This is a genomic window from Micromonospora sp. NPDC049301 (assembly GCF_040678715.1).
Classification (GTDB): Bacteria; Actinomycetota; Actinomycetes; order Mycobacteriales; family Micromonosporaceae; genus Micromonospora.
In genome coordinates this window covers 94,915-121,730 of the sequence record NZ_JBFAQO010000008.1, presented here as the reverse complement: position 1 = coordinate 121,730, position 26,816 = coordinate 94,915, and the positions used below count along the sequence as shown (strand labels likewise).

Sequence of the window (26,816 nt, the reverse complement as noted above, 5' to 3'; positions counted from 1 at the left end):
TCCACGCAACACCCGACCAGCCGCTGTGTTGCGCCGGTTGAAGCAGAGCAAAGGGGCTCAGTCGGGTGGGTCCACGGGCACCAGCCGGTCGGCGCGGCGCAGCACGCGCTGACCACCCGGCAGATCGGCCGGGCCCTGACCGTGCCACCGGGTGACCAGGGCGTCCAGCGCGTCGACGTGCCGGTACGAGAGGGCACCGGCAACCGCACCCAGCTCACGCGCCCAGGCATGCAGCACCCGGCCGCGTACCGCGGGGGCCAGATCGGCCAGCGCCGGCACCGAGAGCCCACCCGCGGGGTGCCGGGCCACCACCAGGGCCGTCTCCGCCAGGTCGTCGAGGGCGGCGTTGTCGGCCGCCACCAGCCGGGCGGTACGCGCCAGGTTGTCCACCACGCCCGGGCCGAGTGCCCGCACCAGCGCCGGCAGCACGTCGGCCCGCACCCGGGACCGGGCGTACGACGGGTCGGTGTTGTGCGGGTCCTGCCACGGGCTCAACCCGAGCGCCGCACACGCGGCGCGGGTCTGCTCCCGACCGATCTCCAGCAGCGGGCGCAGCAGCGGCACCCCGGCCAGGTCCCGCCGGGCGGGCATCCCGGCCAGCCCACGCGGGCCGGCACCCCGGGCGAGCGCGAGCAGCACGGTCTCCGCCTGGTCGTCGCGCGTGTGCCCGGTGAGCACCGCGACCGCGCCGTGCCGCCCGGCGACCTGGGTCAACGCCTCATAGCGGGCCTCCCGGGCGGCCGCCTCGGGTCCACCCGGCCGCCCGGCCACCTCGACCCGGACCACCGTCGCCCGCGTGAACCCGGCCTCCCGGGCCCACGCGGCCACCGCCTCGGCACGCTGCGCCGAGCCGGCCTGCAGGCCGTGGTCGACGGTCACCAGACTGGCGGGCCGACCCAGCCGGGGTGCCACGAAGACGGTGGCCGCCGCCAGGGCGAGCGAGTCGGCGCCGCCGGAGCAGGCGACCAGCACCGGCCCACCGGACGGCAGGCCGGTCAGCGCGCGGCGGACGGCCACCCGGATCGCGGCCACCGGCGGGGCGAGCGCGGCCACCGGCGGACGGTCAGCCGGCGGCCGGGAAGGTGCCGGCCGGACCATGCACCCGGGCCACCCAGGCGTCCGGATCGCCCAGCTCGGAGAGCCGGGGCAGGGTCAGCGGCGAGTTGAAGATCGAGTTGAACCCCTCCATGCCGACCCGCTCGACGACGCCGTGCACGAACTTGCGCCCCTCGGCGTACTGGCGCATCTTGACGTCCACCCCGAGCAGCCGGCGGATCGCCTTCTCCAGCGGATTGCCCGCCTCGCGGCGCCGGTTGAACGACGCCCGGATCCGTTCCACGCTCGGGATCACCTGCGGGCCGACGCCGTCCATGACGAACTCGGCGTGGCCCTCCAGCAGCGTCATCAGCGCGGTGAGCCGGTCCAGCACCGCGCGCTGCGCCGGGGTCTGCACGATGTCCAGCACGCTGGTCCGGCTCTCCGGGTCGCGGATCGCCTCGGACAGGGTGGCCACCCCACGCCGCAGCCGCTCGACCAGGTGCTCGCCGCCGCTGGACGAGGCGTCCACGAACGCCTGCACCTCGCTCAGGAAGTAGGCCCGCATCCACGGCACGGCGGTGAACTGGGTCCGGTGGGTGACCTCGTGCAGGCACACCCAGAGCCGGAAGTCCCGCGGGTCGGCGCCGAGCTTGCGCTCCACCTCGACGATGTTCGGCGCCACCAGCAGCAGCTGGCCCGGGTCGGCGGAGAAGACCTCGTACTGGCCGAGGACCCGGCCGGACAGGTAGGCCAGCACGGTGCCGGCCTGCACCCCGGTCAGCCGCGACCCGATCGCCTCGGTCAGCGCGCCGGGCTGCTTGTCGCCGGAGAGCCGGCTGACCAACGGGGTGATCACCTCACGGAGCCCGGCGATGTTGGCGGCGGCCCAGTCGCGGCGATCGACCACCCGCACCGGCGGGTGTGCCACCTGCGCCCGCAGCCCCGTGTAGTCGGCGACGTGCCCGGCTGCCTCGTCGGTCAGCCGCCGCAGGTCGCCGACCACGTCGGTGGCCTCGGTGTACGACACCCGGGGGCCCGACTTGCTCAGCGCCCCCGCGGTGGCGGCGGCCAGATCCCAGTCCACGAACTGCGCCATGGACCCACCGTACCCGCGCCGCAACACCCCGGCCCGGGCTCGCGACGGCGGGCGCCGGCCGCACCCACCGGCAGGCGACGGTCAGCGGCAGCCGCAGCCGGCCAGGGCGGCGGCGATCCGGTCCAGCGCCGGTTGGGCCGTTTCCCTCCCGCCCGGCACCCGGTCGGTGAGCACCGCGAAGGTGAGCAGCCGGCCGTCGGCCGTGGTGACCAGGCCCGCGATGGCGTGCACACCGGTCAGCGTGCCGGTCTTGGCCCGCACGGTGCCCGCGCCGGCACCGGTGCCGGGAGCGTCGCGGTAGCGCTCGTCCAGGGTTCCGGACCAGCCGCCCACCGGCAGGCCGCCGAAAATACCGGCGAGCTCCGGTTGGTCGGGGCTGGCCGCCAACCGGAGCAGGTCGGTCAGCAGCGACGGGCTGATCCGGTTGCTGCGGGACAGCCCGCTGCCGTCGGAGAGGGTGATCTCGTCGGCGGGCAGACCCAGCTCGGCGACCTCCGCATCCATCGCGGCGGCGGCACCGTCGAACGAGGCCGGCTGGTTACGGGCCAGCGCGACCTGCCGTGCCAGCGCCTCGGCGAGCAGGTTGTCACTCTCGCTGATCATGACGTCGACCAGCCGGATCAGCGGCGGGGACTGCACCACGCCCAGCTCGGTGCCGGGTGCCGGGGCGGTGCCGCCGGCGGCCGCGGCCGGGGCCGTGCCGCGCTTGACGGCGCTGGTCGGTACGCCGAGCAGCCGCGCGAACGACCGGCCGGCGGCGAGATCCGGCTCAGGGACCCGCTCGGCGGCGCCCTGCGCGACGCCCGGGTCCTTCCGTGCCCCGTCGGCCATCAACGCGGTGACCGCCCCGCCGGACCCGCCGGTGGGGATGTCGTCGTCCCAGCCCGGGCCGTAGACCGGGCCGGAGTAGATCGAGCCGTCGACGGTGACGCTGGTCGGGGCGACGCCGCCGAGCGCGGTGCGCACCTGGGCGGCCAGGTCGTCGAGGCGCGCCGCGCCCGGGTAGTAGCCCTTCTTGTCGACCGCGAGGGTGGGGTCGCCGCCACCGACGATCACCACCTCACCGGGCTGCCCTCCCGCCACCGCCCGGGTGGGGATCCGGTAGCCGGGCCCCCGCGCGGCCAGCACGGTCACCGCCGTCGCCAGCTTGGTCACCGAGGCGGGCACCGTGCCGTCATCCGCCCCCTTGTCGAACAGCGTCTGGCCGGAGGTCACGTCGGCCACCGAGACGTTCACCCGGTCACCCAGGTCGGCCGCCGCGACCAGCGGGTCCAGCGCGGCCCGTACCCCGGCGGGGGTGGGCAGCGGGGCGTTCGGGTCGGGACCGGCCAGCACGTCCGCCGGGTCGGGCTCCGGGGCCGCGCCGGCGGCCGTCCCGGCGGGCCCGGCGTCGTCGCCGAGCCAGCCGGCGACCGGGCCGGGCCGGGTCACCCCGACGCCGACGCCCGCGAGCACCAGCAGCAACACCAGGGCCAGCACCACTGGCAGCCGCCGGCGCCGACGCGGCGCGGCGGGCGTGGGGAGCGGTCCGGCGCCGGTGGGCGCGGGGGGCGACGCGGCGACGCCGGGCGCGGGCAACGCGGAGATCGGCGGGCCCAGCGGTGGAACGCCGGTCGGGATCGGGATAGTCGACTCGCCACCCGACGGCGGGCCGCCCGCGGCCGGGCTGGTCGGGATCGCAGCGCTCCCGCGCGGCGGAGCGCCCCGGTTGCCGTCGAGGGTCGGGAAGAGACCGGTGTTCGGGCCCGGAGACGTCGGCCCTCCGGACGGGCGCCAGGGCGGCGGCGGGGGACGCTCGGAGACCGCCTCCGGCGCCGGAGGCGACGGCTCCACCGCCCGAGGGAGGTGGGCGTCGGGCACCGGGACCCGACCGCTGGCACCACCGGAGCCGGATGGTCCGGTACCGCGCGCGGCGCCCCCGTCCGGGCGGTAGTGTGAATCTTCCCTCCCCACGACCCCCTCCTCCCCCAGCGAAAATCGGCTTGGGTGACACTACTTCGGTCCGAAGACTATGCGGTGGTCGGAGTCGGCGGGTGGGCATTCGCCTGTCCGAGGGGCCGCCAGTGGTTTCCGTTAGCCAGCGTGGGCAGACGAGGGAGCGTGCAGATGGATTTCGACGTGACGGTTGAGATCCCCAAGGGTCACCGGAACAAGTACGAGGTGGACCACGCGACCGGCCGGATCCGGCTGGACCGCACCCTCTTCACGTCCACCCAGTACCCGGCGGACTACGGGTTCATTGAGGGCACCCTCGGCGAGGACGGCGACCCGCTGGACGCGCTGGTGCTGGTCCCCGAGCCGACCTTCCCGGGCTGCCTGATCCGCTGCCGCACCATCGGCATGTTCCGGATGACCGACGAGAAGGGCGGCGACGACAAGGTCCTCTGCGTGCCCTACGAGGACCCCCGCCAGGAGCACCTGCGCGACATCCACCACCTCGGCGAGTTCGACCGGCTGGAGATCCAGCACTTCTTCGAGGTGTACAAGGACCTGGAGCCCGGCAAGTCGGTGGAGGGCGCGACCTGGGTCGGCCGCACCGAGGCCGAGGCCGAGATCCACGCCTCCTACCAGCGGGCCCGGGACGCCGAGGCACGCGGCGAAGCCGCACACTGACGAACGCTGACGTACCGGGCCCGGGGGCCGCTCAACCGAGCAGCCCCCGGGCCCGGTCGTACAGGTCGAGCACCGCGCAGGCGACCGGCACGACGGCGACCACCAGCGCCGTGTCGGTCAGGTCCGCGATCCGACCCAGGTACGGCGAGACCGGCCGGCGGGCGTACCCGGTGCCGGCCGTGACGGCCACCAGGGCCAGCGCCGCCCCACCGAGGACCAGCGCCAGCCGCCCGGCCTCGTCGGCCCGGTCGACCAGCACCGCGCCCAGCACCGCGTAGCCGGCCAGACCGGCGAGCACCGTCGGCACCCGGTGCCGCAGCGCCACGAACAGCCGTGACCGCAACAGCAGCACGGCCGAGGTCACCGCAACCAGCACCCGGCCGGCCGTCCCGCCGACCATCCCGAGCACCGTCGCCGCGGCCACGGCCAGCAGGGCGTGCCCGAGCAGCATCCCGGTGAGCATCTCCTCGGTGCGGGTCACCGCCGCGTGCACCCGCCCCCGGTCGGGCAGGTCCCGGGCCCGCTCCGGCTCGGCGGCGGAGGTGGCGGCCGGCAGGGTGATCGGCGGCAACGGCAGCTTGCCCAACCGGATGGCCAGCAGCGGGATCGCCCCGACGGCGAAGACCAACGTGCTGAGCAGTACCGCCGCCGTGCCGGCCGGGGTCAGCAGCAGCCCGCCGAGCGCCGCCCCGGCGCCGACCAGCCCCACCGTGACGCCGGCCACGAAGACCCGCAGCCGGCTGGCCACCCCGAGCAGGCCGAGCAGCGCGACGAGCAGCAGGGCCACCGAACCGGCCAGCAGTTCGGGGGCGCCGACCCACCGGGCCGGCCCCAGCAGGCCGACCGGGTCGCCCGAGCCGACCGCGAGGGCGCCGGCCAGGAACGCGTACGGCAGGGCGTAGCCGCCGAGCGTCGCCCCGGCGGCGCCGTCGCCGTTGGCCCGCGAGGCGACCGTGCCGGCCAGCGTGAGCAGCAGCGCCACCACGGCCGCCGCCGGCCAGCCGCCCCGGTGTGTCGGGCCGCCGGTGAGCAGGGCGAGCAGCCCGACGGCGAGCGGCACGGCGGCCCCGGCCAGGGCGGCGGTACGGGTGGCGGTGGGCGTCGAGGCGCCGCCGCGTCGACGGGCGCCGTCGGCGATCGCCTCCACCACGTCGTCGTACTCCAGTTCGGGCCAGTGGGCGCGGGCCGGCACCAGGTGCAGCACCTCACCGTCGCGGACCCCCTGCGGCAGCAGCGCCTGAGCGGTCGCCAGCAGCGCGCCGTCGGTGCGGCGCAGCACCCAGCCGCCGTGCCGTTCGCCGTCGTCGGCCAGCCCCTCGCCGGCGTGCCGGAGCACGTCGGGCAGCAGCTCAGCCAGGGGCACCTGCTCCGGCAGGGCGACGTCCACCCGCCGTTGCGGAGCGCTGATGGTGACGCGGGCCAGCCCGGTTGTCATCGACTGATCTCCATATCGAGGGGGGTCGGAGGCTGCGCGGACGACAGGACTTTACCTACCATGAGCCAGGCTCGGGTTACCCAGCGCAGTCAGGAGGCCGAGTGTCCACCGTCGTCATCAAGCGCCCGCCCCGCCGGCCGGCGCCGGAGATCCCGGCCGGCGAACTGCCGGTCGAGGCGCCGCCGGAGATCCCCGCGGTGACCGGTGGACGGTGGCAGCAGATGCTCATGCTGCTGCCCATGCTCGGCGGCACGGTGGCGATGGCGATGATGTTCGGCCGGGGCGGCGGCGCCTACTCGTACGTGGTGGGCGGGATGTTCGGGCTCTCCTCGTTGGCGATGCTGGTGACCTCCTGGGGCAGCGCCTCCGGCACTCCGAAGAAGTCCGAGATGATGGCGGCACGCCGGGAGTACCTGCGGCACCTGGCCACGCTGCGTCGCCGGGTCCGGCAGACCGCCGGACAGCAGCGGGCCGGGCTCTACTACCGGCACCCGGACCCGGGCCGACTGTGGTCGACGGTGGACAGCCACCGGGTCTGGGAGCGGCGCCCCGCCGACCCGGACTTCGCGGTGGTCCGGGTCGCCGTCGGGCCGCAGACCCTGGCCACCCCGCTCGTCCCACCGGTCACCCGGCCGCTAGAGGAGCTGGAGCCGATGACCGCGGGCGCGTTGCGCCGCTTCCTGGACGCGTACTCCGTGGTGCCGGACCTGCCGGTGGCGTTGTCGCTGCGCAGTTTCGCCCGGGTGTACGTACGCACCGGCGGCGGCCGGGTCACCGGCGGGCCGCCCACCGGTGACCCGGCGGCACAGGCGCTGACCCGGGCCGTGCTCACCCAGCTGGCCGTCTTCCACGCCCCCGACGAGCTGCTGGTCGCGGTCTGCGCCGGGCCGGAACGCCGGGCCGCGTGGGAGTGGGTGAAGTGGCTACCGCACGCCCACCATCCCGGCCGCACCGACGCGCTCGGCCCGGTCCGGCTGGTCACCAGCTCCGCCGCCGAGTTGGAACGGCTGCTCGGTGACGTGCTGGTCAGCCGGTCCCGGTTCAGCCCGGCCGGCCCGGCCACCGACGGGCCGCACGTGGTGGTGGTCCTCGACGGCGGCGACCTCACCGGTGCCACCGACCTGACCGGGGACGGCGGCATCGACGCGGTCACCGTCCTGGATCTGGACACCCCACCCCCACGCCTGCTCGACCGGTACGCGCTGCTGCTGGAGCTGCGCGGGCGGAGGCTGCACTCCTGGTCGCTCGACGGGCATGCCGAGGTGGGCACCGCCGACCAGCTCGACCCCGCCGACGCCGAGGCGGTCGCCCGTCGGCTGGCGCCGTTGCGGCTGGCCGGCGCGGCGCGCGGCCCGGACGCCCCGCTCCAGGCCGAGCTGGGCCTGCCCGAGCTGCTCGGCATCGGTGACCCGGAGAACTTCACGGCCGAGCAGGGCTGGGCGCCGCGCTCGGCCCGGGACCGGTTGCGGGTGCCGATCGGGGTGGGTGCCGACGGCGGCGCCATCGAGCTGGACCTCAAGGAGTCCGTTCAGGACGGGATGGGCCCGCACGGCCTCCTCATCGGAGCGACCGGCTCCGGCAAGTCCGAGCTGCTGCGCACGCTGGTGCTGGGGTTGGCCGCCACACACAGCTCGGAGCAGCTCAACTTCGTGCTGGTCGACTTCAAGGGCGGCGCCACCTTCGCCTCGTTCGACCGGCTGCCGCACACCGCCGCCGTGATCACCAACCTGGCCGACGCGCTGCCCCTGGTCGACCGGATGGTGGACGCGATCAACGGTGAGCTGGTCCGCCGCCAGGAGCTGCTGCGGCGGGCCGGCAACTTCGCCAGCGTGCGCGACTACGAGCGGGCCCGGGCGGCCGGCAGCCCGCTGGCCCCGCTGCCGTCCCTGCTGCTGATCTGCGACGAGTTCTCCGAGCTGCTCTCCGCCAAACCCGACTTCATCGACCTGTTCGTGCAGATCGGCCGGCTGGGTCGGTCACTCGGCGTGCACCTGCTGCTCGCCAGCCAGCGCCTGGAGGAGGGGCGGCTACGGGGGCTGGACACCCACCTGTCGTACCGGATCGGGCTGCGGACCTTCTCCGCCCTGGAGTCCCGGACCGTGCTCGGGGTGCCGGACGCGCACGAGCTGCCCCGCTCGCCGGGCCACGGCTACCTGCGCGCCGGCACGGACCCGCTGGCCCGGTTCCGGGCCGCGTACGTCTCCGGCGCGGTCCGCCGCCGGGCCGCGTCGGCCGGTGCCACCGCCGGTGGCGGCGCCCGCCTGCTCACCTTCACCACCCACGTCGTGCCGGTGCCCGAGCCGGTCAGCCCGGCCGTGCCCGTCGTGGCCGAGGAGGAGAGCGGCCGGGAGACCCTGCTCGACCTGCTGGTCGACCGGCTCGTCGGGCAGGGCCCGCCCGCGCACCAGGTCTGGCTTCCGCCGCTCGGCGAGCCGCCGGCCCTGGACGACCTGCTCGGCCCGGTCGAGGTGGACCCGGCGCGCGGGCTCACCGTGGGCAATCCGGAGCTGCACGGCGCGCTCGGGGTGCCGGTGGCCGTGGTGGACAGGCCGTTGGAGCAGCGCAGGGACCTGCTCTGGCTGACGCTGGACGGCGCGGCCGGGCACGTCGCGGTGGTCGGCGCGCCGCAGAGCGGCAAGTCCACCGCGCTGCGCACGCTGATCTGCGCGCTGGCGCTCACCCACACTCCGGCCGAGGTGCAGGTCTACTGCCTCGACTTCGGCGGTGGCGGGCTGGCGGCGCTGCGCGACCTGCCGCACGTGGGCGGGGTGACCGGCCGCGCCGACCCGACCGCGGTACGGCGCACCGTCGGCGAGATGACCACCCTGCTGGCCGAACGCGAACGTCGCTTCGCGGAGCTGGGTGTGGAGTCGATGGCCGCGTACCGGCAACGCCGGACCGCGATGGGGACGGCCAGCCAGCCGGGCGCCGACCCGTTCGGCGACGTGTTCCTGGTGATCGACGGCTGGAGCACGGTGCGTGGCGAGTACGACGACCTGGAGCCACTGGTCACCGAGCTGGCCACCCGGGGCCTGTCGTACGGGCTGCACGTGGTGGCCACGGCGCTGCGCTGGCTGGACTTCCGGCCGGCGATCCGGGACCTGTTCGGCTCCCGGCTGGAGTTGCGCCTCGGCGACCCGGCCGACTCGCTGGTGGCCCGGCGGGCGGCCGCGAACGTGCCGGAGCGGTCCGGCCGGGGGGTGACCGCCGAGAGCCTGCACTTCCTCACCGCGCTGCCCCACCTCGCCGCCGCGAGCGGGGACACCGCCGACCTGGTCAAGCGGGTCGCCGGCAGTTGGGCGGGTCCTCCGGCGCCCCGGGTGCGGCTGCTGCCGCCGGTGCTGCCGTACGCCGAGCTGGATCTCGCCGCGACGACCGGGTTGCGGCTGCCGATCGGCATCGCGGAGGCGGACCTGCGTCCGGTGCTGCTGGACTTCGCCACCGAGCCGCACTTCGTGGTCTTCGGGGACGCGGAGTGCGGCAAGTCGTCGTTCCTGCGCGCGCTGGCCACCTCGATCATCACCCGGTTCACCCCGGAGCAGGCCCGGGTGATCCTGGTCGACTACCGGCGCAGCCTGCTCGGCGCCATCGAGACGCCGCACCTGATCGGCTACGGCACCGCCGCGGCGCACACCGCCGACCTGGTCGAGTCGGCCGCCGGCTACCTGGAGCGGCGGGCCCCCGGGCCGGAGGTCACCCCGCAGCAGCTGCGCGACCGGTCGTGGTGGTCCGGGCCGGAGCTGTTCGTGCTGGTGGACGACTACGACCTGGTGGCGGCCGGGCCGGCGAACCCGTTGCGGGCCCTGGAGGAGCACCTGCCGCACGCCCGCGACGTCGGGCTGCACCTGGTGCTCGCCCGCCGCTCCGGCGGCGCGGGTCGGGCGCAGTACGAGCCGATCGTGCAGCGTCTGCGGGAGCTGTCCACGGCCGGTCTGGTGATGGCGGGCAGCCCGGAGGAGGGCGCACTGGTGGGGCCGGTCCGGCCCGGGCCGCTGCCACCGGGCCGTGGTCGGCTGGTCACCCGGCGGGAGGGCGTACGCCTCGTCCAGCTCGCTCAGCTGCCGCCACCGTGACCTGTCTCCCCGGTTCCTCCCGTGACAGGTGGGGAAACCGGTAATCTCCGATCGTCATGGTTCCGTCGGGATGAATGGCAGAGGATGTGACTGGGGTTCGGCACAGCGGTCCGGCAGCGGCCCGACGGGCAACCGGCCGGGTGCTGCTCGGTGTGGCCGCGGTGCTCGCCGTCGTGGCCCCGGCCGCGGCCGCCGCGCCGGTCGCCGTGCCCGCCACCGGCGGACAGCTCGCCGGCGCACCGCTGGCGTTCGCCCCCGGTGACAGCGTGAGCCGCACCGACCAGGTCCGCGACGAGCAGTGGCAGCTCGACGAGTTGCGCGCCGAGACGGCCTGGCGCACCTCGACCGGGCAGGGCGTGACCGTCGCGGTGGTGGACTCCGGTGTGGACGCCAGCCATCCCGACCTGGCCGGTCAGGTGCTACCCGGTCTCGACCTGGTCGGCCCGGACGGGGGCGCCGGCCCGGATCCGGTGGGGCACGGCACCACCGTCGCCGGCCTGATCGCCGGCCGCAAGGACGACAAGCGGGGCGTGGTCGGCCTGGCGCCGGACGCCCGGATCCTGCCGGTGCGGGTGCTCGATGACGAGAACCGCTACGACGACGCACTGATCGTCGCCAAGGGTGTGCGCTGGGCGGTCGACAACGGCGCCCGCGTGATCAACCTGTCGCTGGGTGGCAGCGGTGACAGCCCCGCCCTGGCCGCGGCGCTGGACTACGCGTTCGCCCGCGACGTGGTGGTGGTCGCCTGCACCGGCAACCTGGCCACCTCCAGCAACTCCAAGGTCTGGTACCCGGCCCGCGAGCCGGGCGTGATCGCGGTCGCCGGCCTGGAACGCAGCAGCGACAACCTGTGGTCCGGTTCGATCACCGGCCGGGCGACGGTGCTCAGCGCCCCCGCCACGGGCCTGGTCGGCGCCCGTCCCCCCGGCGGGTACTGGCGGGTGCAGGGCACCAGCTTCGCCGCGCCGCTGGTGACCGCCACCGCCGCGCTGGTCCGGTCCCGGTACCCCGGGATGCCCGCGGGCGAGGTGGTCAACCGGCTGCTGGCCACGGCCCGTGACCTCGGCCCGACCGGGCGCGACGACCGCTTCGGGTACGGGGTGGTGGACCCGGTGGCCGCGCTGACCGCACAGGTGCCGCCGGTGACCGCCAACCCGTTGGACGACCTGACGTCGCCGGGCGTGGTCGGCTTCGGCCCGGCCCCCGGTTCCGCCGACGACGACCCGGTGACCGGTGCCGGCAGCGACCCGCTCGGTCTCGCCGCGCCCCGGCAGCAGACCCGGTGGACGGCGCGGGCGGCCGGCGCGCAGGCCGATTCGACGCCGGAGCAGTTGTGGACCGGGGTCGCGCTCTTCGTCGCCCTGATCACCGGCGCGGCGTTGGTGGTGCGGCGGTTCCGTCAGCGGGCCCGCTAATCCCTACCGGTCACAGGGCTGAGCGCACCAAAGGTGGGGTAGAACCGTCCCCATGAGCACGCCCGGCCCGCGCACCCTGAACCCTGACCACCCGTCCTGGCGGCGCCGCCGGCTGGACCCGGACCATTCGCTGGGCCTGCGGCTGACGCTGGCCGCGACGGCGGCGTTCCTCCTGGTGCCGTTCGCGCTGCTCGCGCTGCTGGTGCTCGGCGTGTGGGCGCCGCTGCACCGGCTGGACGCGACGATCACCGACGCGCTGCACGGCTACGCGCTCGACCATCCGGCCTGGGTGACGCTGATGCGGATCTGGACCGAGGTGTTCGCGCCGATGCCGCTGCGGGCCGTCGCCCTGCTCCTCGTGATCTGGCTGCTGCGCCGGGGAGCCCGCCGGCTGGCCCTGTGGGTGACCACCACGATGGTGGTGGGCGGGTTGATCGGCCCGCTGCTCAAGCTGCTCGTCGGCCGGGACCGGCCGGACCTGCTCGACCCGGTCGCCCGCGCCGCCGGCTACTCCTTCCCCTCCGGGCACGCGCTGAACGCCACCCTCGCGGCCGGGGTGCTGCTGCTGGTCCTCCTGCCGTACGCGGGGCGCGGGGCGTGGCGGGTCGCGCTCTGGGTGGCCGCGGTGCTGGTCGCCGTGGTGACCGGCCTGAGCCGGGTGGCACTCGGCGTGCACTTCGCCAGCGACGTGTTCGGCGGTTGGCTCCTCGGTGCGGCGGTGGTCGCGGCCACCACGGCCGCCTTCACCAGTTGGCGGGCACACACCGGCAGGCGGCCCGTCCGGGCGACCCGGGACGGCGTCGCACCGGAGGTGAAGCGGGACCCAGGAGCGGCCTGAGGCGTGCCGACGACCACGACAGGGTACTGGCGGGCTCATGTCCGACACCGTGGTCCAGATCGTCCGGCGGGTGCTGCTGCCGATGTCCCTGCTGCTCGGCGTCATGGTGCTGCTCGGGGTGCTGGTCACCCGGGTGTTCGCCCGGACCTGGCCGTTCACCGTTGAGGACGCGGTGAACCGTGAGCTCGCCGCTGATCGCACCCCGGCGTGGAACGACGTGTCGCTGGTGTTCAGCACGCTGGCCAGCACCCAGATGATCGTCGTGGTCACCGTGCTGGTGGCGCTGGGGCTCCGGCTCTGGCTGAAGCGCTGGCGGGAGCCTCTGTTCCTGTGCGCTGCGGTGACCGCCCAGGCGCTGGTGTTCCTGCTGACCACGCTCGCGATCGACCGGCGGCGGCCGGCGGTGGAGCACATGGACGTCTCGCCGCCCACCTCCAGCTTCCCGTCCGGGCACACCTCGGCGGCGATGGCGCTCTACGTCGGCATCGCGGTCCTGCTGGCGCTACGAACCCGGAGTACGGGGGCGAAGGTGGCCTGGTGGACGCTGCTGCTGGTGGTGCCGTTGGGCGTGGCGCTGACCCGGATGTACCGGGGGATGCACCACCCGAGCGACGTGGTGGCGTCCTTCCTCAACGGCGGCACCTGCGTGGCGATCATGGCGCGCAGCGTGCTCGACCGAGGGGTGCGGTGGGGACGGGCGAAGCTGCCCGGCGATCGCAGGCCCGCCGCGCCAGCCCGGACTTGACCGGGGCGCCGCTCAGGTGCACTCGCCCGTGCCGACGCGCCGGTTGCGCTCCGCGCCGGCCAGCGCCACCGGGCGCGCCTCCGCGGCGGTCACCGCGAAGCCGGTGTTCGGGTCGTCGGCCGCCGCCGCGAAGATGACGCCGAGCACCAGGCCGTTGGCGGAGACCAGCGGACCACCGGAGTTGCCGCTGCGGACCAGCGCCCGGATCGTGTAGATCTCGCGGGTGACGTCCCCGGACGCGTAGATGTCCGGGCCGGTGATCCGGTCGACGTCGCGCACCCGCGCCGACTGCGCGTTGTACGGGCCGTCGAGCGGGAAGCCCAGCACGATGGCGTCCGTACCGCTGCCCGCGTTGCCGGCCGCGAACCGCAGCGACGGGCCGGGCAGTCCGGGTACGAGCAGCACGGCCAGGTCCCGGTCCGGGTCGTAGACCACCACCTCCCCGTCGTACCGGTCGCCGCCCAGCTCGACCGCCACCGAGCGGGTGCCGGCCACCACGTGCGCGTTGGTCATCACCCGGTCGTCGGCGTACACGAAGCCGGAACCCTCGATCCGGCGCGAGCAGCCGGGCGCGGAGCCGAGCACCTTGACCACCGACCGCTGGCCGTTGACCACCACCTGGGAGCCGGCGAGCGCCGGGTCGGGCGGCTCGACCTGCCGGGCCCGGGTCGGTGCGAGGTCACCGAAGACGTCCGGGAAACCGTCGGTGTCGACGGTGTCCCGCAGTGCGGTGGAGAGCTCATGGGCCTGCTCCGGCAGGACCTGGTTCACCACGGTGATCAGTGCGCTGTTGCGCACCGAGGCGGCGAGCCAGGGCACCGAGGACGAGCCGAGCGGCACGGCGACCAGCCAGGCGAGCAGGAGCACGGCGAACAGCGAGACGAAAGCCCCGCCGACGTCGTCGACCTGCTTGCCGACGTCACTGGTGATCGTCTTGCGCAGGTGCGAGCCGAGCCAGCCGGCGAGCGCCTGCCCGACCACGGCCAGCCCGAACACCGCGACCAGCGAGATCAGCACCCGGACGCCGGGGTCCACGAACTGCCGGGCGAACAGTGGCCCGACCTGGAGGCCCAGCAGCAGACCCAGGAAGAAGCCGGAGAGCGACAGGATTCCGATGACGAAGCCCTGGCGGTAACCGCTGATCGCGAACACGAGCATGAGCAGCAGCAGGACGAGATCCACGACCGACACGGGGTCCAGCGTACGGGCAGGGCGCCTGGCGGATGACCATCGCTTGCGGAAGGTGACCGCGCGGTCAGCGCAGGGCGGTCTCGTCGACCTCGTCGGTGCCGGCCGAGGGCGCGGGCGTCGACCCCGTCGGGGGCAGCTCGACCACCCGGCCCCGTGGCCACGGGCGGGCCCAGCCGCCCATCTCCAGCAAGGTGGCCAGCACCCCGGCGGTGAAGCCCCAGACCAGCATGCCGCGCGCCGAGAACGCCGGCCCGACCCAGCCGCTGGGGTGGCGGACCCGCAGCCGGTTGGCCGGGTCGACCAGCTCACTGACCGGCAGCCGGGCGACGTGCGCCACCTCGGCGGGCTCCCGCGGGTGCACCGGGTGCGGGTCGTGCCACCAGGCCAGCACCGGGGTGACCACGAAGTCGCTGACCGGGATCCACAGCTTCGGCAGCTCGGCCAGCACGGTCACGCTCGCCGGGTCCAGACCGACCTCCTCGTTCGCCTCGCGCAGCGCGGTGGCGCGGACGTCGGCGTCCTCCGGGTCGGCCGCGCCGCCGGGGAAGGCCGGCTGGCCGGCGTGGTTGCGCAGGGTCGCGGCGCGTTGCAGGACGAGCACGTCGGGGCCGGCGCCGGGCTGCTCACCGAGCAGCACCAGCACGGCGCTCTCCCGGCCACCCTCGGCCGGGGTGGTCAGCCGGGTGAAGTCCTCCGCGCGGGCGGTGCCCAGCCGGGTCAGCAACGGCTCGATCCAGGCCGGCGGTCGACGGGTCACGCCGGCACCGCCAGATCGAGGTGCTGGCGGACCAGCTCGGCGAGCCGGGCGTCGTCGAGCGCCCCGGTGGCGTCGACGTGCCGGATCCGGCCCTGGGCGTCGACGAAGAGGGTCAGTGGGATGGCGTTGCGGTTCAGCGCCCGTTGCAGGGCCTCGCCCTGGTCGACCAGGATCGGGAACCGGACGCCGAAGTCCTCGCCGATGGACTGGGCGCCGTTGCGGCTGTCCCGGCTGTTCACCCCGACCACCTGGAGTCGCCCGGCGGCCCGCTCGCTGAGCCGCTGGAAGGCGGGCAGCTCCTTGCGGCAGGGCGGGCACCAGGACGCCCACACGTTGATCACGGCTGGCCCGGCCACGTCCCGCAGCGCGACGGGCGCACCGCCGGTGAAGCAGGCCAGGGTCAGCTCCGGCAGGGCTTCCCCGCCGGTGGTGGGAGCGGCCGTGGCCGCGCTGGCCGTGGGTGCCGTGCTCAGCGCGGCGCAGTCCCGGAACGGCGATGGGCGTTCGGCCGCCGCCGGCCGAGGTGCCGGGGCGTCGCCGGTGGCCGTGGTGCACGCGGCGACGGCCAGTAGCAGCGGCAGGACCAGCAGGGCGAGGCGACGGTTCACGGCACCTCCGCGGCGACCGCCTGGGCGGGCACGAGCTCAGGGTCGACCCCGGCGGCAGCCGCGAGGTCGCGCGCCCGGGGCCCCTTGAGCAGCTTGGCGGCGGCGGCCGGCTCGGTCGGCCCGGTGCCGTACGAGGGGCAGAGCTTCGCCAGCGTGCACGCGCCGCAGGCCGGCTTGCGGGCGTGGCAGACCCGCCGCCCGTGGAAGATGATCCGGTGCGACAGCATCGTCCAGTCGCGCTTGTCGTACAGCGCGCCGATCGCATGCTCGATCTTGACCGGGTCGGTCTCGGTGGTCAGCCGCCACCGGTGGACCAGCCGCTGGAAGTGCGTGTCGACGGTGATGCCGGGGACGTCGAAGGCGTTGCCCAGGATGACGTTGGCGGTCTTGCGGCCGATCCCGGGCAGCGTCACCAGGTCGACGAGCCGGCCGGGGACCTGGCCGTCGTACCGGTCGAGCAGGGCCTGACCGAGCTTGAGCAGTGAGTCGGTCTTGTTGCGGTAGAAGCCGGTGGGCCGGATCAGCTCCTCCATCTCGCCCCGGTCCGCGCTGGCGTACGCCGCGGCGGTCGGGTAGCGGGCGAAGAGCTTCGGGGTGACCTCGTTGACCTTCTTGTCCGTGCACTGCGCGGAGAGGATGGTGGCGACGGCCAGCTCCAGCGGGGTGGAATGATCCAGCTCACAGTGCGCGTCGGGGTGCGTCTCGGCCAGCACCCGGCCGATCTTGCGGGCACGACGTTTGCGCCCGAGGTCGGTCTCGCTGGCACCGGGAGGGCTACTGGTCACGACGGTCAGCCTACGTCGCGCCCCGGACGTTCCCGTCGGGTCAACCGCCGGCCGGGGCGGAGATCTTGCCCTGCCCGTCGAACCGGGCCCCGCCCTTCGGGAAGTCGGTGCGGCTCAACTCGGTGACCAGGCCCAGGCCACGGTCGTCCGGGTCCATCGTCGGCTTGCCGACGGAGTTCATGTACGTCGAGGTGAAGGAGCCACCGGCCCAACTGCCGTCGGGCTTGAGCGACACCTTCAGCACACCGCCCCAGCCCAGCCGCCCGGTATTGATCAGCGAGTTGGCGCCACCGGCGAAGTTGCCCAGGCTGTACGCGATCAGTCGGCCCTGGTAGAACTCCATCCCGCGCAGCACGTGCGGCCCGTGCCCGACGATCAGGTCGGCACCGGCGTCGATCATGGCGTGCGAGAACTTCACCGGGTCCCCCCGGTTCTCACCCAGGAACATCTCGGTGCCCGGCTTCACCCGGGTCTGGTCCGCCCCCTCGCCGCCCATGTGCACCTGCACCACGACCAGGTCGGCCATGGTGGCCGCCTTGGCGACCACCGTCTTCGCCTTGGCGATGTCGACCAGGCTGTTGGACCAGACGTACGACGAGAAACCTGCCACGGCGACCTTGACGCCCTTGACGTCGACCACGGTGATCTGGTTCGGCGCCCCGGTGTGCTTGAGGTCGTACTTCTCCAGCGCCTTCTGGGTGTTCTCGTAGCCCTTCGGCCCGTAGTCGTAGCCGTGGTTGTTGGCCTGGTTGAGCACGTCGAAGCCGGCGTCGCGCAGGTGCGCGGCGTACTCCGGTGGGGCCCGGAACTGGAAGCAGCGGGTGGAGTTGGGCCCGCACTTGCCGGTGCCGGTGTCCACCGTCAGCGGCTCCTCCAGGTTGCCCATCACCAGGTCGGCCTTGAGAGCCTCGGCGACCGAGGTGAAGAAGCCCTTCCCACCGGCGGCGGGCAGCCGGCTCGGCGCGTTGCCCATGATGATGTCGCCGGTGGCGGAGAGCGAGATCGCGCCGCCCGCGCCGGACGCCGAGGGGCTGCCGCTGCCCTTCGGGCCGGCCGTCGACACCGGCGCGCCGGTGCCACCACCGCCGGCGCCCGGCTGCCAGACCGGGGCCTCTCCCGAGTCGGCACAGCCGGCGACGAGCAGGGCGGCCAGCAGCGCGGCGAGGCCGAGGGCGACGCGGCGGCGCGGGCGGGGTGTGAGGGGCTCGGGAGCGTACATCGTTCGCGACCCTACCGGTCGTCAAACGCGCCGACGAGGGCCGATCGGTCGGAAGTTCAGCCGGTGAGCTGGTCCGACCAGGGCACGACCGGCCGGTCGCCGCCGGCGACCACCGCGGCGTGCACCGCCCGGGCCAGCGGAGCGCCCCAGGCGGAGCGTGGCCCGCCGTACGCGGCCTCCGGCCCGTCCACCGGGCAGAGCACGGTGACCGAGTCGGTAGGGGTGCCGGTACCCGGCAATCCCAGCTCCGTGATCGCCTGGGTCTTCGCCTCGGTAGCGGTGGCCACCGCGTTGACCAGGGCCGAGTCGGCGAGCCGGGCCGGCACGTACACCACGATGTTGACCGTGCCGACCCGTTGGGTGAGCGCGGCCGGGGCCGGCGCGGCGGCCGGCACCGGGATGCCGAGCCCGACCGTCGCCCAGGCCCGGACCCCGGTGTCGGTCCGGGCCACCACCTCGGCCACATCGACGCCGGTCAGCAGGCCCACCCCGGGCCCGTCGAGGGCCAGGTCGGTGGCGAGCGCGGCCAAATGGGCGGCGGGGTCGTCCCGGTCGTACGACATGGGCACAGTCGCGTTCAGCACCCAGCGCCGGACGCCCATTCCGCCACCCAGCGGGCCGCTGCTGACGGCCCGTAGCGGCCCGTCCGCGCGCCAGACGAGCAGGGGGATGTCCCGCCCGTCCTCGGTGCGGCTGGTCAGAGTCGGGTCGCTCAGCACGTCGGGCAGGTTACGCCCACCGATCAAGATTCCAGGGGCGACCTCTGATTCATGCTCACGTGCGCCTAGACTTGGCGGCGCGCGAGGGGATCAGCGGACGGCGGACCCGGCCGACGGACGGCACGCGCAACCGGAGGTGCGCGATGGACGAGGTACTGGCCCGCAGCGGGATCTTCCAGGGTGTAGACCCGGAGGCTGCCGAGGCGCTCGCCAAGGAGATGGAGACGATCGAGGTCCGCAAGGGCGAGATCGTCTTCAATGAGGGCGAGCCCGGTGACAGTCTCTATATCCTGCTGTCCGGAAAGATCAAGGTCGGCCGCCGCGCGGCGGACGGCCGGCAGAACCTGATCGCGGTGATGGGCCCGTCGGACATGGTCGGTGAGCTGTCGCTCTTCGACCCGGGTCCGCGTACGGCGACCGCCACCGCGGTGACCGACACCCGGCTGGTGCGGCTGCGCAAGCAGGCGCTGCGGCCGTGGCTGAACAACCGCCCGGAGATCGCCGAGCAGTTGCTCCGGGTGCTCGCCCGGCGGCTGCGCCGGACCAACGACTCGCTCGCCGACCTGATCTTCACGGACGTGCCGGGCCGGGTCGCCAAGAACCTGCTCCAGATGGCCGGCCGGTTCGGCACCCGCGACGGCGGCGTGCTGCGGGTGACCCACGACCTCACCCAGGAGGAGATCGCCCAGCTCGTCGGCGCCTCCCGGGAGACGGTCAACAAGGCGCTGGCCGACTTCGCCTCGCGCGGCTGGCTGCGGCTGGACGGCAAGAGCATCATCATCCTGGACCCGGAGCGCCTGGCCCGCCGCGCCCGCGTCTGAGCAGCACGTCCGTCCCCGCCCGCCGTCGTCGACGGTGGGCGGGGACGTCTCGTTGCGGGCTGGCGCTCACCGCCCCGCCTCTGCCCGGCGCAGAATCGCTGGACGGGGTGCCGGTCCGAGGCGAGGGTGGAGCGATGCTGAACCGAGTCGCCGTCCTGTCCGACATCCACGGGGTACTGCCCGCGCTGGAGGCGGTGCTGGCCGAGCCGGATGTCGCCGCCGCCGACCTGATCGTGCTCACCGGCGACATCGCCGCCGGCCCGCAACCGGTCGAGGTGCTCGACCTGCTCGCCAGCCTCGGCGACCGGGTCTGCTGGGTCGGGGGCAACGCCGACCGCGAGCTGGTCGAGGCCCGCGCCGGTCGACCCGCCTCGATCGAGGTGTCGAACTGGGCCGCCGGGCAGTTGCGCGAGGACCAGGTGGCCCGACTCGCCGTGCTGCCGCCGACGGTCACCCTGGAGATCGATGGCCTCGGCCCGACGCTGTTCTGCCACGCGACCCCCCGCGACGACGAGGAGATGGTGCTCGTCGACTCCCGGATGGAACGCTGGTCGGAGGTGTTCGCCGGCCTCCCGCCCGAGGTCGCGACGGTGGTCTGCGGTCACACCCACATGCCCTTCACCCGCCTGGTCGACCGCCGCCTGGTGGTCAACCCGGGCAGCATCGGCATGCCGTACGGCGGGACGGGCGCGTGGTGGGCGCTGCTCGGGCCGGGGGTGCAGCTGCGTCGCACCGCGTTCGACGTGGACGCGGCCTGCGCCCGGGTGGCCGCCGGGTCGACCTTCCCCGATGCCACCGCCTGGGCCGACGAGTACCTGCGCTCCCGGCACAGCGACGCCGACGCGCTGACCGTCTTCGGCCCCCGCGACGGCCGCTGAGCCGGCAAGCATCGACCGCGTGCCCGCCATTGGGCACAGTTCGAGCCCAACGAGGGCTGCGGATCGGGGTCGGAGCGCGCGGGTCGGGCGCAGGGAAGGGTCCATGCTTGCTGCCTGTAGAGCTGCCCCAGATCTGGGGCGATCCCGGTCCGGCCACCCCGCCTTCCGTCCCGTACCGAGCTACGCGATCTGGGCTGACCCGTGATGACGGATGAAGAGCGGACGATCCTCGCCCCTGTCCTGAGGACTCAAAGGACGGATCTCAGCCAGGCCACCAAGGAGGGCTGACCTCGGGTTGGCGTCCAGCCACGCCGGTCCCGTTACCTCGGCCCGGTCATCTCGGTCAGGCGCCCGGGAGTTGCCACGTGCGTCGGCCGGACAGGCCGGACCTGGCCTGCCCCACCGACGGGGCAGCTCTACAGGAACTGCTGGGCACAGCGCCGGTAAACCCCGTCCCGGTCCGGGCCGCCGCCACTGACGGCCCCAGGCCCAGGCCCCTAGAAAAAGTCAGTCTTGACTGTTTGTTTCTGGGGCGGCAGGCTGTGCTCCATGTCAGCTCCATCGACGCGTGTCCCTCAGCAGGAACGCAGCCGCGCCACCCAGGCCCGACTGCTGGAGGCGACCATCGACTGCCTGATCGAGCACGGCTGGTCCGGCACCACGACCACCGTCGTCGCGGCGCGGGCCGGTGTCTCACGGGGGGCGCAGCTACACCACTACCCGACGAAGGCGGCGCTGGTGACGGCCGCCGTGGCGCATCTGGCCGAGCGCCGGGCCGACGAGTTGCGCACCGAAGCCGAGGCGCTGCCGGCTGGCCCGCAGCGGTTGGACCGGGTCGTCGACCTGCTCGCCGTGGCGTTCACCGGGCCACTGTTCGTGGCCGCGCTTGAGCTCTGGGTCGCCGCCCGGACGGATCGGGAGCTCCGGGACGCCCTGGTGCCGCTGGAGGCGACGGTCGGTCGGGAGATGCACCGGCTCACCGTCACCCTGCTCGGCGTCGACGAGCGCCGCCCCGGTGTCCGCGAGGCGGTGCAGGCCACCCTCGACCTGCTTCGTGGGCTGGGCGTGGCGAACCTGCTCAACGACGACTCGGCCCGGCGTACCGCCCTGTTGACCACCTGGAAGCGCCAGCTCGCCACTCTGCTCACGCCCTGACCGCCGGCCGCACCGGCCCACACCGACCGGAGGCACACCATGGTCGACCTCACCGACCTGCTCACGGACCTGGCCGACGAGTCCGCCCAGCTGGACGCCCTGGTGGCGCCGCTGCCGGCGGCCGACTGGTCGCGGTCGACCCCCGCGCCGGGGTGGAGCATCGGGCACCAGATCGCCCACCTCGCCTGGACCGACCACGTGGCACTGCTGGCCGCCACGGACGCGGCGGCCTTCTTCGCGACGGTGAGCGCCGCGCCCGACCCGGCCCGCCTGGTCGATCACGGCGCCGAGCAGTTCCTCGCCCCGCCGGCGGAGCTGCTGGCCCGGTGGCGCGCCGGCCGGACGGCGCTCGCCGACGCGCTGGCCGCCGTCCCGGTCGGAGAGAAGCTGCCCTGGTACGGCACCCGGATGTCGGCCACCTCGATGGTCACCGCCCGGATCATGGAGACCTGGGCGCACGGCGAGGACGTGGCCGACACGCTCGGCGTCGCCCGTACCGCCACCGACCGGCTGCGACACGTGGCGCACCTCGGCGTCCGTACCCTCGGGCACGGCTTCGCCGCGCACGGCCGGCCCGCACCGACGGCGCCGGTCCGGGTCGAGTTGACCGGGCCCGACGGCGACACCTGGAGCTGGGGTCCGGCGGACGCTGCCGACCGGCTGACCGGCCCGGCCCGGGACTTCTGCCTGCTGGTCACCCAGCGCCGGCACCGCGCGGATCTCGCTCTGCTGGCCACCGGGCCGGTCGCCGACGAGTGGCTCGACGTGGCGCAGGCCTTCGCCGGCCCGCCGGGCGCCGGCCGGGGCCCCCGGGCCGCGGGGAGCGAGGTGCTGGCGTGATCCGGATCGGCAACGCCTCCGGCTTCTACGGTGACCGGTTCACCGCCTGGCGGGAGATGCTCGACGGCGGCGAGCTGGACGTGCTCACCGGCGACTACCTGGCCGAGCTGACCATGCTGATCCTCGGACGGGACCGGCTGCGCGACCCCGACCTCGGCTACGCGAAGACGTTCCTGCGCCAACTGGAGACCTGCCTCGGCACCGCCCTCGACCGGGGGGTGCGGATCGTGACCAACGCCGGCGGGCTCAACCCGGCCGGCCTGGCCGCCGCCATCGAGCGGCTCGCCGGCCGGCTGGAGCTGCCGGTGAAGGTCGGGTACGTCGAGGGCGACGCGATCCAACGGCCCGACGCGCTCACGGCGAACGCCTACCTGGGCGCGTTCGGGATCGCCGCCTGCCTCGACGGCGGGGCGGACGTGGTGGTCACCGGGCGGGTCACCGACGCGTCGCTGGTGGTCGGCCCGGCGATCGCCCGGTACGGGTGGGGCCGCGACGACCTGGACCAGCTCGCCGGTGCGACCGTCGCGGGGCACCTCGTCGAGTGCGGCGCGCAGGTCACCGGCGGCAACTTCAGCTTCTTCACCGAGCTGCCCGACGGCGGGCACCGGCCCGGCTTCCCGATCGCCGAGGTGCACCCGGACGGCTCCACGGTGCTCACCAAGCATCCCGGCACCGGCGGTGCGGTCACGGTGGAGACGGTCACCGCACAACTGCTGTACGAGGTCGGCGGGCCGGCGTACCTGGGGCCGGACGTGGTGACCCGGCTGGACACCGTGACGCTGCGCCCGGACGGGCCGGACCGGGTCCGGGTCTCCGGCGTCCGGGGCACACCGCCGCCGCCCACCCTGAAGGTGGGCGTCAACAACCTCGGTGGCTTCCGCAACTCGATGACGTTCGTGCTCTGCGGGCTGGACATCGAGGCGAAGGCGGCCCTGGTCCGGGGGCAGGTCGAGGAGGCGGTGGGCAAGGACGGGCTGGAGTTCGTGCTGGCCCGGACCGACCATCCGGACGCCACCGACACCGAGGCGGCCAGCGCCCTGCTCCACGCCCACCTGCGCGACGGCGACCGGGGGCGGGCCGGTCGGGCCTTCTCGGCCGCCGCCGTGGAGTTGGCGCTCGCCTCGTACCCGGGCTGCACCCTGACCACCCTGCCCGGCGACGCCACCCCGTACGGCGTCTTCACCGCGGACACGGTGCCGCAGGACGCGGTGGCGCACGTGGCGGTGCTGCCCTCCGGCGAGCGGGTGCCGATCGCCCCGCCGCCGACCACCGGTTCGCAGGAGCCGGTCGCACAACAGAATCCGACAACAGGGGTCACGTCCTCGCCTCGGACCCGGCGGGGGGCGCTCGGCGAACTGATCGGCGCGCGTTCCGGGGACAAGGGCGGGGACGCCAACCTCGGTGTCTGGGCGCGCTCCGACGCCGGGTACGCCTGGCTGCGCGGATGGTTGACCGTCGAACGGCTGGTTGAGCTGCTGCCGGAGACCGCGCCGCTGACCGTGCAGCGGTACGAGCTGCCGAACCTGCGAGCGGTCAACTTCGTGATCGAGGGCCTGCTCGGGGCCGGCGTGGCCGCGTCCACCCGGTTCGACCCGCAGGCCAAGGCGCTCGGCGAGCTGCTGCGCGCCCGGATCGTCGACCTGCCGTCCGACGTGCCGTCGGGGGTGGCGGCGTGAGCATCGTGGACACCCCGGAGCGGCGACAGCTGCGCGAGCTGACCCGGGCCTTCGTGACCCGGGAGGTCCTGCCGCACCTGGACGAGTGGGAGCGGGCCGGCGAGGTGCCCCGGGGACTGCACGCCACCGCCGCGAAACTCGGCCTGCTCGGCATCGGCTTTCCCGAGTCGGTCGGCGGCAGCGGCGGCGACCTGCTCGACTCGATCCTCGTGACCGAGGAGCTGATCCGCTCCGGCGGCTCGTCCGGCCTGGTCGCGGCCCTGTTCACGCACGGCATCGCACTGCCGCACATGGTCGCGGCGTCCGGCGCCCGTACCGGGGGGTCGCTGGGTGGCCGGCTCGGCGCCGCGTCGACGGCCGGTGACGACGACCTGATCGAGCGGTACGTCCGGCCCACCCTGGCCGGCACGATGATCGGCGCGCTGGCGATCACCGAGCCGGACGGCGGTTCGGACGTGGCCGGCATCCGCACCACCGCCCGCCGGGACGGTGACCACTACGTGGTGAACGGGTCGAAGACCTACATCACCAGTGGGCACCGGGCCGACTTCGTGACCACCGCGGTCTGCACCGACTTTCCGGGCAGCGGCCAGCTCAGCCTGCTGGTCATCGACAAGGGCAGCACCGGGTTCACCGTGGGGCGGCGGCTGGAGAAGCTGGGCTGGCACTGCTCGGACACCGCCGAACTCTCCTTCGTCGACGTACGGGTGCCGGTCGGCAACCGGATCGGCGCGGAGAACACCGGCTTCCTGGCGATCATGCAGCACTTCGCCGCGGAGCGGCTCTCGCTGGCCACCCAGGCGTACGCCACGGCGCAGCGCTGCGTCGAGCTGGCGGTGCGCTGGTGCCGGGACCGGGAGACCTTCGGCCGCCCGCTGGCCAGCCGTCAACTGGTCCGGCACCGGCTGGCCGAGATGCACACCCGGGCCGAGGCGGCCCGGTCGTACGTGCACGCGGTGGCCGTCCGGGTGGCGGCCGGCGAGCCGGTGGTGACCGAGGTGGCGATGGCCAAGAACGTCGCGGTGGCCGCCTGCGACCACGTCGTCGACCAGGCGTTGCAGCTGCACGGCGGCTTCGGCTACCTGCGCGACGCCGAGGTGGAGCGGCACTACCGGGACGCGCGGATCCTCGGCATCGGCGGCGGCACCACCGAGATCATGAACGAGATCATCGCGAAGGGCATGGGTCTGTGAGCGCGAGGAGTGAGCCGGGCCTGCGAGCCCCGCAGTCGCGAGCGGAGGAGGCACTGTGAGCGCGAGGAGTGAGCCGAATTTGCGAGCCCCGCAGTCGCGAGCGGAGGAGGCACGGTGAGCACCCTGGACAGCGCGATCGACCCGGCCGCGCCCGGGTACACGGCGAACCGGGCGGCGTTGCTGGACCGGCTCGCCGAGCTGGACGCCGCACTGGACCAGGCGCGGGCCGGCGGCGGCGAGAAGTACGTGGCCCGGCACCACGCCCGCGGCAAGCTGCTCCCCCGGGAGCGGATCGAGCTCCTGGTGGACGCCGACAGCCCGTTCCTGGAGCTGTCCCCGGTCGCCGCCTACGGCACGGACTTCCCGGTCGGGGCCAGCGTCGTCACCGGCATCGGCGTGGTCGAGGGCGTGGAGTGCCTGATCGTCGCCAACGACCCGACGGTCCGCGGCGGCGCGGTCAACCCGTGGTCGCTGGCGAAGACCCGGCGGGCCGGGGAGATCGCGCTGGCCAACCGGCTGCCGATGGTCAATCTGGTCGAGTCGGCCGGGGCCGACCTGCCCACCCAGGCCGAGATCTTCATTCCGGGCGGCCGTGTCTTCCGCGACCTGACCCGGCTCTCCGCGGCGGGCATCCCCACGGTCAGCGTGGTCTTCGGCAACGCCACGGCCGGTGGCGCGTACGTGCCGGGGATGTCCGATCACGTGATCATGATTCGGGACCGGTCGCAGGTCTACCTGGCCGGGCCGCCGCTGGTGAAGATGGCCACCGGGGAGGTCACCGACGACGAGTCGCTGGGTGGCGCGGCGATGCACGCCGGCACGTCCGGGCTGGCCGACCACCTGGCCGAGGACGAGCGTGACGGCATCCGGCTGGCCCGGCAGTGCGTCCGCCGGTTGAACTGGCGCAAGCAGGGCCCGCCGCCGCGCACCGCCGTCCCGCAGCCACCGAAGTACGACCCGGAGGAGCTGCTCGGCATCGCCAGCGCCGACCTCAAGGTGCCGTTCGACCCGCGCGAGGTGCTGGCCCGGATCCTGGACGGCAGCGACTTCGACGAGTTCAAGCCGGCGTACGGCGGCGCGCTCGTCACCGGTTGGGGTGAGCTGCACGGGTACCCGGTGGGCGTGCTGGCCAACGCGCGGGGGGTGCTGTTCAGCGAGGAGGCACAGAAGGCGGCCCAGTTCATCCAGCTCGCCAACGCCGCCGACACGCCGCTGATCTTCCTCCAAAACACCACCGGCTACATGGTCGGCACCGAGTACGAGCAGCGCGGCATCATCAAGCACGGCGCGCTGATGATCAACGCGGTGTCCAACTCGAAGGTGCCGCACCTGACGGTCAACCTGGGCGCCTCCTACGGAGCCGGCAACTACGGCATGTGCGGCCGGGCGTACGAGCCGAGGTTCCTGTTCACCTGGCCGAACGCCAAGTCGGCGGTGATGGGCCCGGCGCAGCTCGCCGGCGTCCTCTCGATCGTGGCCCGGCAGGCCGCCGCCGCGCGCGGGCGCGACTACGACGAGGAGTCCGACGCGGCGATGCGGATGATGGTCGAGCAGCAGATCGAGTCGCAGTCCGGGGCGCTGTTCCTCTCCGGTCGGCTCTACGACGACGGGGTGATCGACCCCCGGGACACCCGGACCGTCCTCGGGCTCTGCCTCTCGGCGATCCACAACGGACCGGTGGAGGGCGCCGACGGCTTCGGCGTCTTCCGGATGTAGGGGCG

Annotated in this window: 22 protein-coding genes; 12 read left to right on the top strand and 10 right to left on the bottom strand. The window is 74.4% G+C overall.

Annotation, left to right across the window (positions count from 1 at the left end):
• Positions 1–57: 57 nt before the first annotated feature.
• From tilS to dacB, 3 genes are all read right to left on the bottom strand, one after another.
• Complete coding sequence (tilS, locus tag AB0K07_RS23570; RefSeq protein ID WP_363757568.1) at positions 58–1,053, bottom strand: tRNA lysidine(34) synthetase TilS; 996 nt, start codon at positions 1,051–1,053, stop codon at positions 58–60.
• A 10-nt stretch (positions 1,054–1,063) separates the two neighbouring features.
• Positions 1,064–2,134: a zinc-dependent metalloprotease gene (locus tag AB0K07_RS23565; protein ID WP_363757566.1), complete on the bottom strand. Its 1,071-nt coding sequence runs from the start codon at positions 2,132–2,134 to the stop codon at positions 1,064–1,066.
• Positions 2,135–2,215: 81 nt separating this feature from the next.
• Positions 2,216–3,622, bottom strand: coding sequence for a D-alanyl-D-alanine carboxypeptidase/D-alanyl-D-alanine-endopeptidase (gene dacB / locus AB0K07_RS23560; protein WP_363757961.1), 1,407 nt, complete (start codon positions 3,620–3,622; stop codon positions 2,216–2,218).
• Positions 3,623–4,240: 618 nt separating this feature from the next.
• On the opposite strand from dacB, the gene AB0K07_RS23555 reads away from it, so the two are divergent.
• Entirely contained in the window at positions 4,241–4,747 is a 507-nt protein-coding gene (locus AB0K07_RS23555) for an inorganic diphosphatase (protein ID WP_328421261.1), read from the top strand.
• Positions 4,748–4,778: 31 nt separating this feature from the next.
• Here the strand turns inward: AB0K07_RS23555 and eccD are convergent, their stop codons facing one another.
• The gene (gene eccD, locus AB0K07_RS23550) at positions 4,779–6,182 is read right to left on the bottom strand and encodes a type VII secretion integral membrane protein EccD (RefSeq protein WP_363757564.1); all 1,404 of its coding nucleotides are present in this window, start codon (positions 6,180–6,182) and stop codon (positions 4,779–4,781) included.
• A 101-nt stretch (positions 6,183–6,283) separates the two neighbouring features.
• Between eccD and eccCa the strand changes: the two genes are divergently transcribed.
• The 4 genes from eccCa (at position 6,284) to AB0K07_RS23530 (ending at position 13,253) form a co-directional block, all read left to right on the top strand.
• The gene (eccCa, locus tag AB0K07_RS23545; protein ID WP_363757563.1) at positions 6,284–10,255 is read left to right on the top strand and encodes a type VII secretion protein EccCa; all 3,972 of its coding nucleotides are present in this window, start codon (positions 6,284–6,286) and stop codon (positions 10,253–10,255) included.
• 74 nt (positions 10,256–10,329) lie between these two features.
• Positions 10,330–11,670: a type VII secretion-associated serine protease mycosin gene (mycP, locus tag AB0K07_RS23540; RefSeq protein WP_363757562.1), complete on the top strand. Its 1,341-nt coding sequence runs from the start codon at positions 10,330–10,332 to the stop codon at positions 11,668–11,670.
• A 52-nt stretch (positions 11,671–11,722) separates the two neighbouring features.
• Entirely contained in the window at positions 11,723–12,508 is a 786-nt protein-coding gene (locus AB0K07_RS23535; protein WP_363757561.1) for a phosphatase PAP2 family protein, read from the top strand.
• A gap of 37 nt (positions 12,509–12,545) precedes the next feature.
• Complete coding sequence (locus AB0K07_RS23530; RefSeq protein ID WP_363757560.1) at positions 12,546–13,253, top strand: phosphatase PAP2 family protein; 708 nt, start codon at positions 12,546–12,548, stop codon at positions 13,251–13,253.
• Positions 13,254–13,265: 12 nt separating this feature from the next.
• On the opposite strand, the gene AB0K07_RS23525 is transcribed toward AB0K07_RS23530, so the two are convergent.
• The 6 genes from AB0K07_RS23525 to AB0K07_RS23500 all read right to left on the bottom strand — a co-directional run bounded on the left by AB0K07_RS23525 (position 13,266) and on the right by AB0K07_RS23500 (position 18,532).
• A complete protein-coding gene (locus AB0K07_RS23525; RefSeq protein WP_363757559.1) occupies positions 13,266–14,444 on the bottom strand; it encodes a MarP family serine protease in 1,179 nt (392 codons plus the stop codon).
• Positions 14,445–14,508: 64 nt separating this feature from the next.
• On the bottom strand, positions 14,509–15,201 hold the full coding sequence (locus AB0K07_RS23520) for a CoA pyrophosphatase (RefSeq protein WP_363757558.1): 693 nt from the start codon (positions 15,199–15,201) through the stop codon (positions 14,509–14,511).
• Complete coding sequence (locus tag AB0K07_RS23515; RefSeq protein WP_363757557.1) at positions 15,198–15,809, bottom strand: TlpA disulfide reductase family protein; 612 nt, start codon at positions 15,807–15,809, stop codon at positions 15,198–15,200. Before AB0K07_RS23515 ends, AB0K07_RS23520 begins: the two co-directional genes overlap by 4 nt.
• Positions 15,806–16,594 carry an endonuclease III gene (gene nth / locus AB0K07_RS23510; RefSeq protein ID WP_363757556.1) on the bottom strand — a complete coding sequence of 263 codons (789 nt, stop codon included), beginning with the start codon at positions 16,592–16,594 and terminating at the stop codon, positions 15,806–15,808. Before nth ends, AB0K07_RS23515 begins: the two co-directional genes overlap by 4 nt.
• Before the next feature lie 40 nt (positions 16,595–16,634).
• Complete coding sequence (locus AB0K07_RS23505) at positions 16,635–17,813, bottom strand: CapA family protein (RefSeq protein ID WP_363757555.1); 1,179 nt, start codon at positions 17,811–17,813, stop codon at positions 16,635–16,637.
• A 56-nt stretch (positions 17,814–17,869) separates the two neighbouring features.
• Positions 17,870–18,532 carry an adenosylcobinamide amidohydrolase gene (locus AB0K07_RS23500; RefSeq protein WP_363757554.1) on the bottom strand — a complete coding sequence of 221 codons (663 nt, stop codon included), beginning with the start codon at positions 18,530–18,532 and terminating at the stop codon, positions 17,870–17,872.
• A gap of 143 nt (positions 18,533–18,675) precedes the next feature.
• On the opposite strand from AB0K07_RS23500, the gene AB0K07_RS23495 reads away from it, so the two are divergent.
• The 7 genes from AB0K07_RS23495 to AB0K07_RS23465 all read left to right on the top strand — a co-directional run bounded on the left by AB0K07_RS23495 (position 18,676) and on the right by AB0K07_RS23465 (position 26,811).
• A complete protein-coding gene (locus tag AB0K07_RS23495; protein WP_007466162.1) occupies positions 18,676–19,353 on the top strand; it encodes a Crp/Fnr family transcriptional regulator in 678 nt (225 codons plus the stop codon).
• Between the two features lie 134 nt (positions 19,354–19,487).
• Positions 19,488–20,231: a metallophosphoesterase family protein gene (locus tag AB0K07_RS23490; RefSeq protein ID WP_363757553.1), complete on the top strand. Its 744-nt coding sequence runs from the start codon at positions 19,488–19,490 to the stop codon at positions 20,229–20,231.
• A gap of 549 nt (positions 20,232–20,780) precedes the next feature.
• Positions 20,781–21,386, top strand: coding sequence for a TetR/AcrR family transcriptional regulator (locus AB0K07_RS23485; protein WP_363757552.1), 606 nt, complete (start codon positions 20,781–20,783; stop codon positions 21,384–21,386).
• Between the two features lie 39 nt (positions 21,387–21,425).
• Entirely contained in the window at positions 21,426–22,226 is an 801-nt protein-coding gene (locus AB0K07_RS23480) for a TIGR03084 family metal-binding protein (RefSeq protein WP_363757551.1), read from the top strand.
• On the top strand, positions 22,223–23,902 hold the full coding sequence (locus AB0K07_RS23475) for an acyclic terpene utilization AtuA family protein (RefSeq protein WP_363757550.1): 1,680 nt from the start codon (positions 22,223–22,225) through the stop codon (positions 23,900–23,902). The genes AB0K07_RS23480 and AB0K07_RS23475 overlap by 4 nt, the downstream gene beginning before the upstream one ends.
• Entirely contained in the window at positions 23,899–25,095 is a 1,197-nt protein-coding gene (locus tag AB0K07_RS23470; protein ID WP_363757549.1) for an acyl-CoA dehydrogenase family protein, read from the top strand. Before AB0K07_RS23475 ends, AB0K07_RS23470 begins: the two co-directional genes overlap by 4 nt.
• Positions 25,096–25,209: 114 nt before the next feature.
• Positions 25,210–26,811, top strand: a complete 1,602-nt coding sequence (locus AB0K07_RS23465) for a carboxyl transferase domain-containing protein (protein WP_363757548.1) — start codon at positions 25,210–25,212, stop codon at positions 26,809–26,811.
• Positions 26,812–26,816 lie beyond the last annotated feature (5 nt).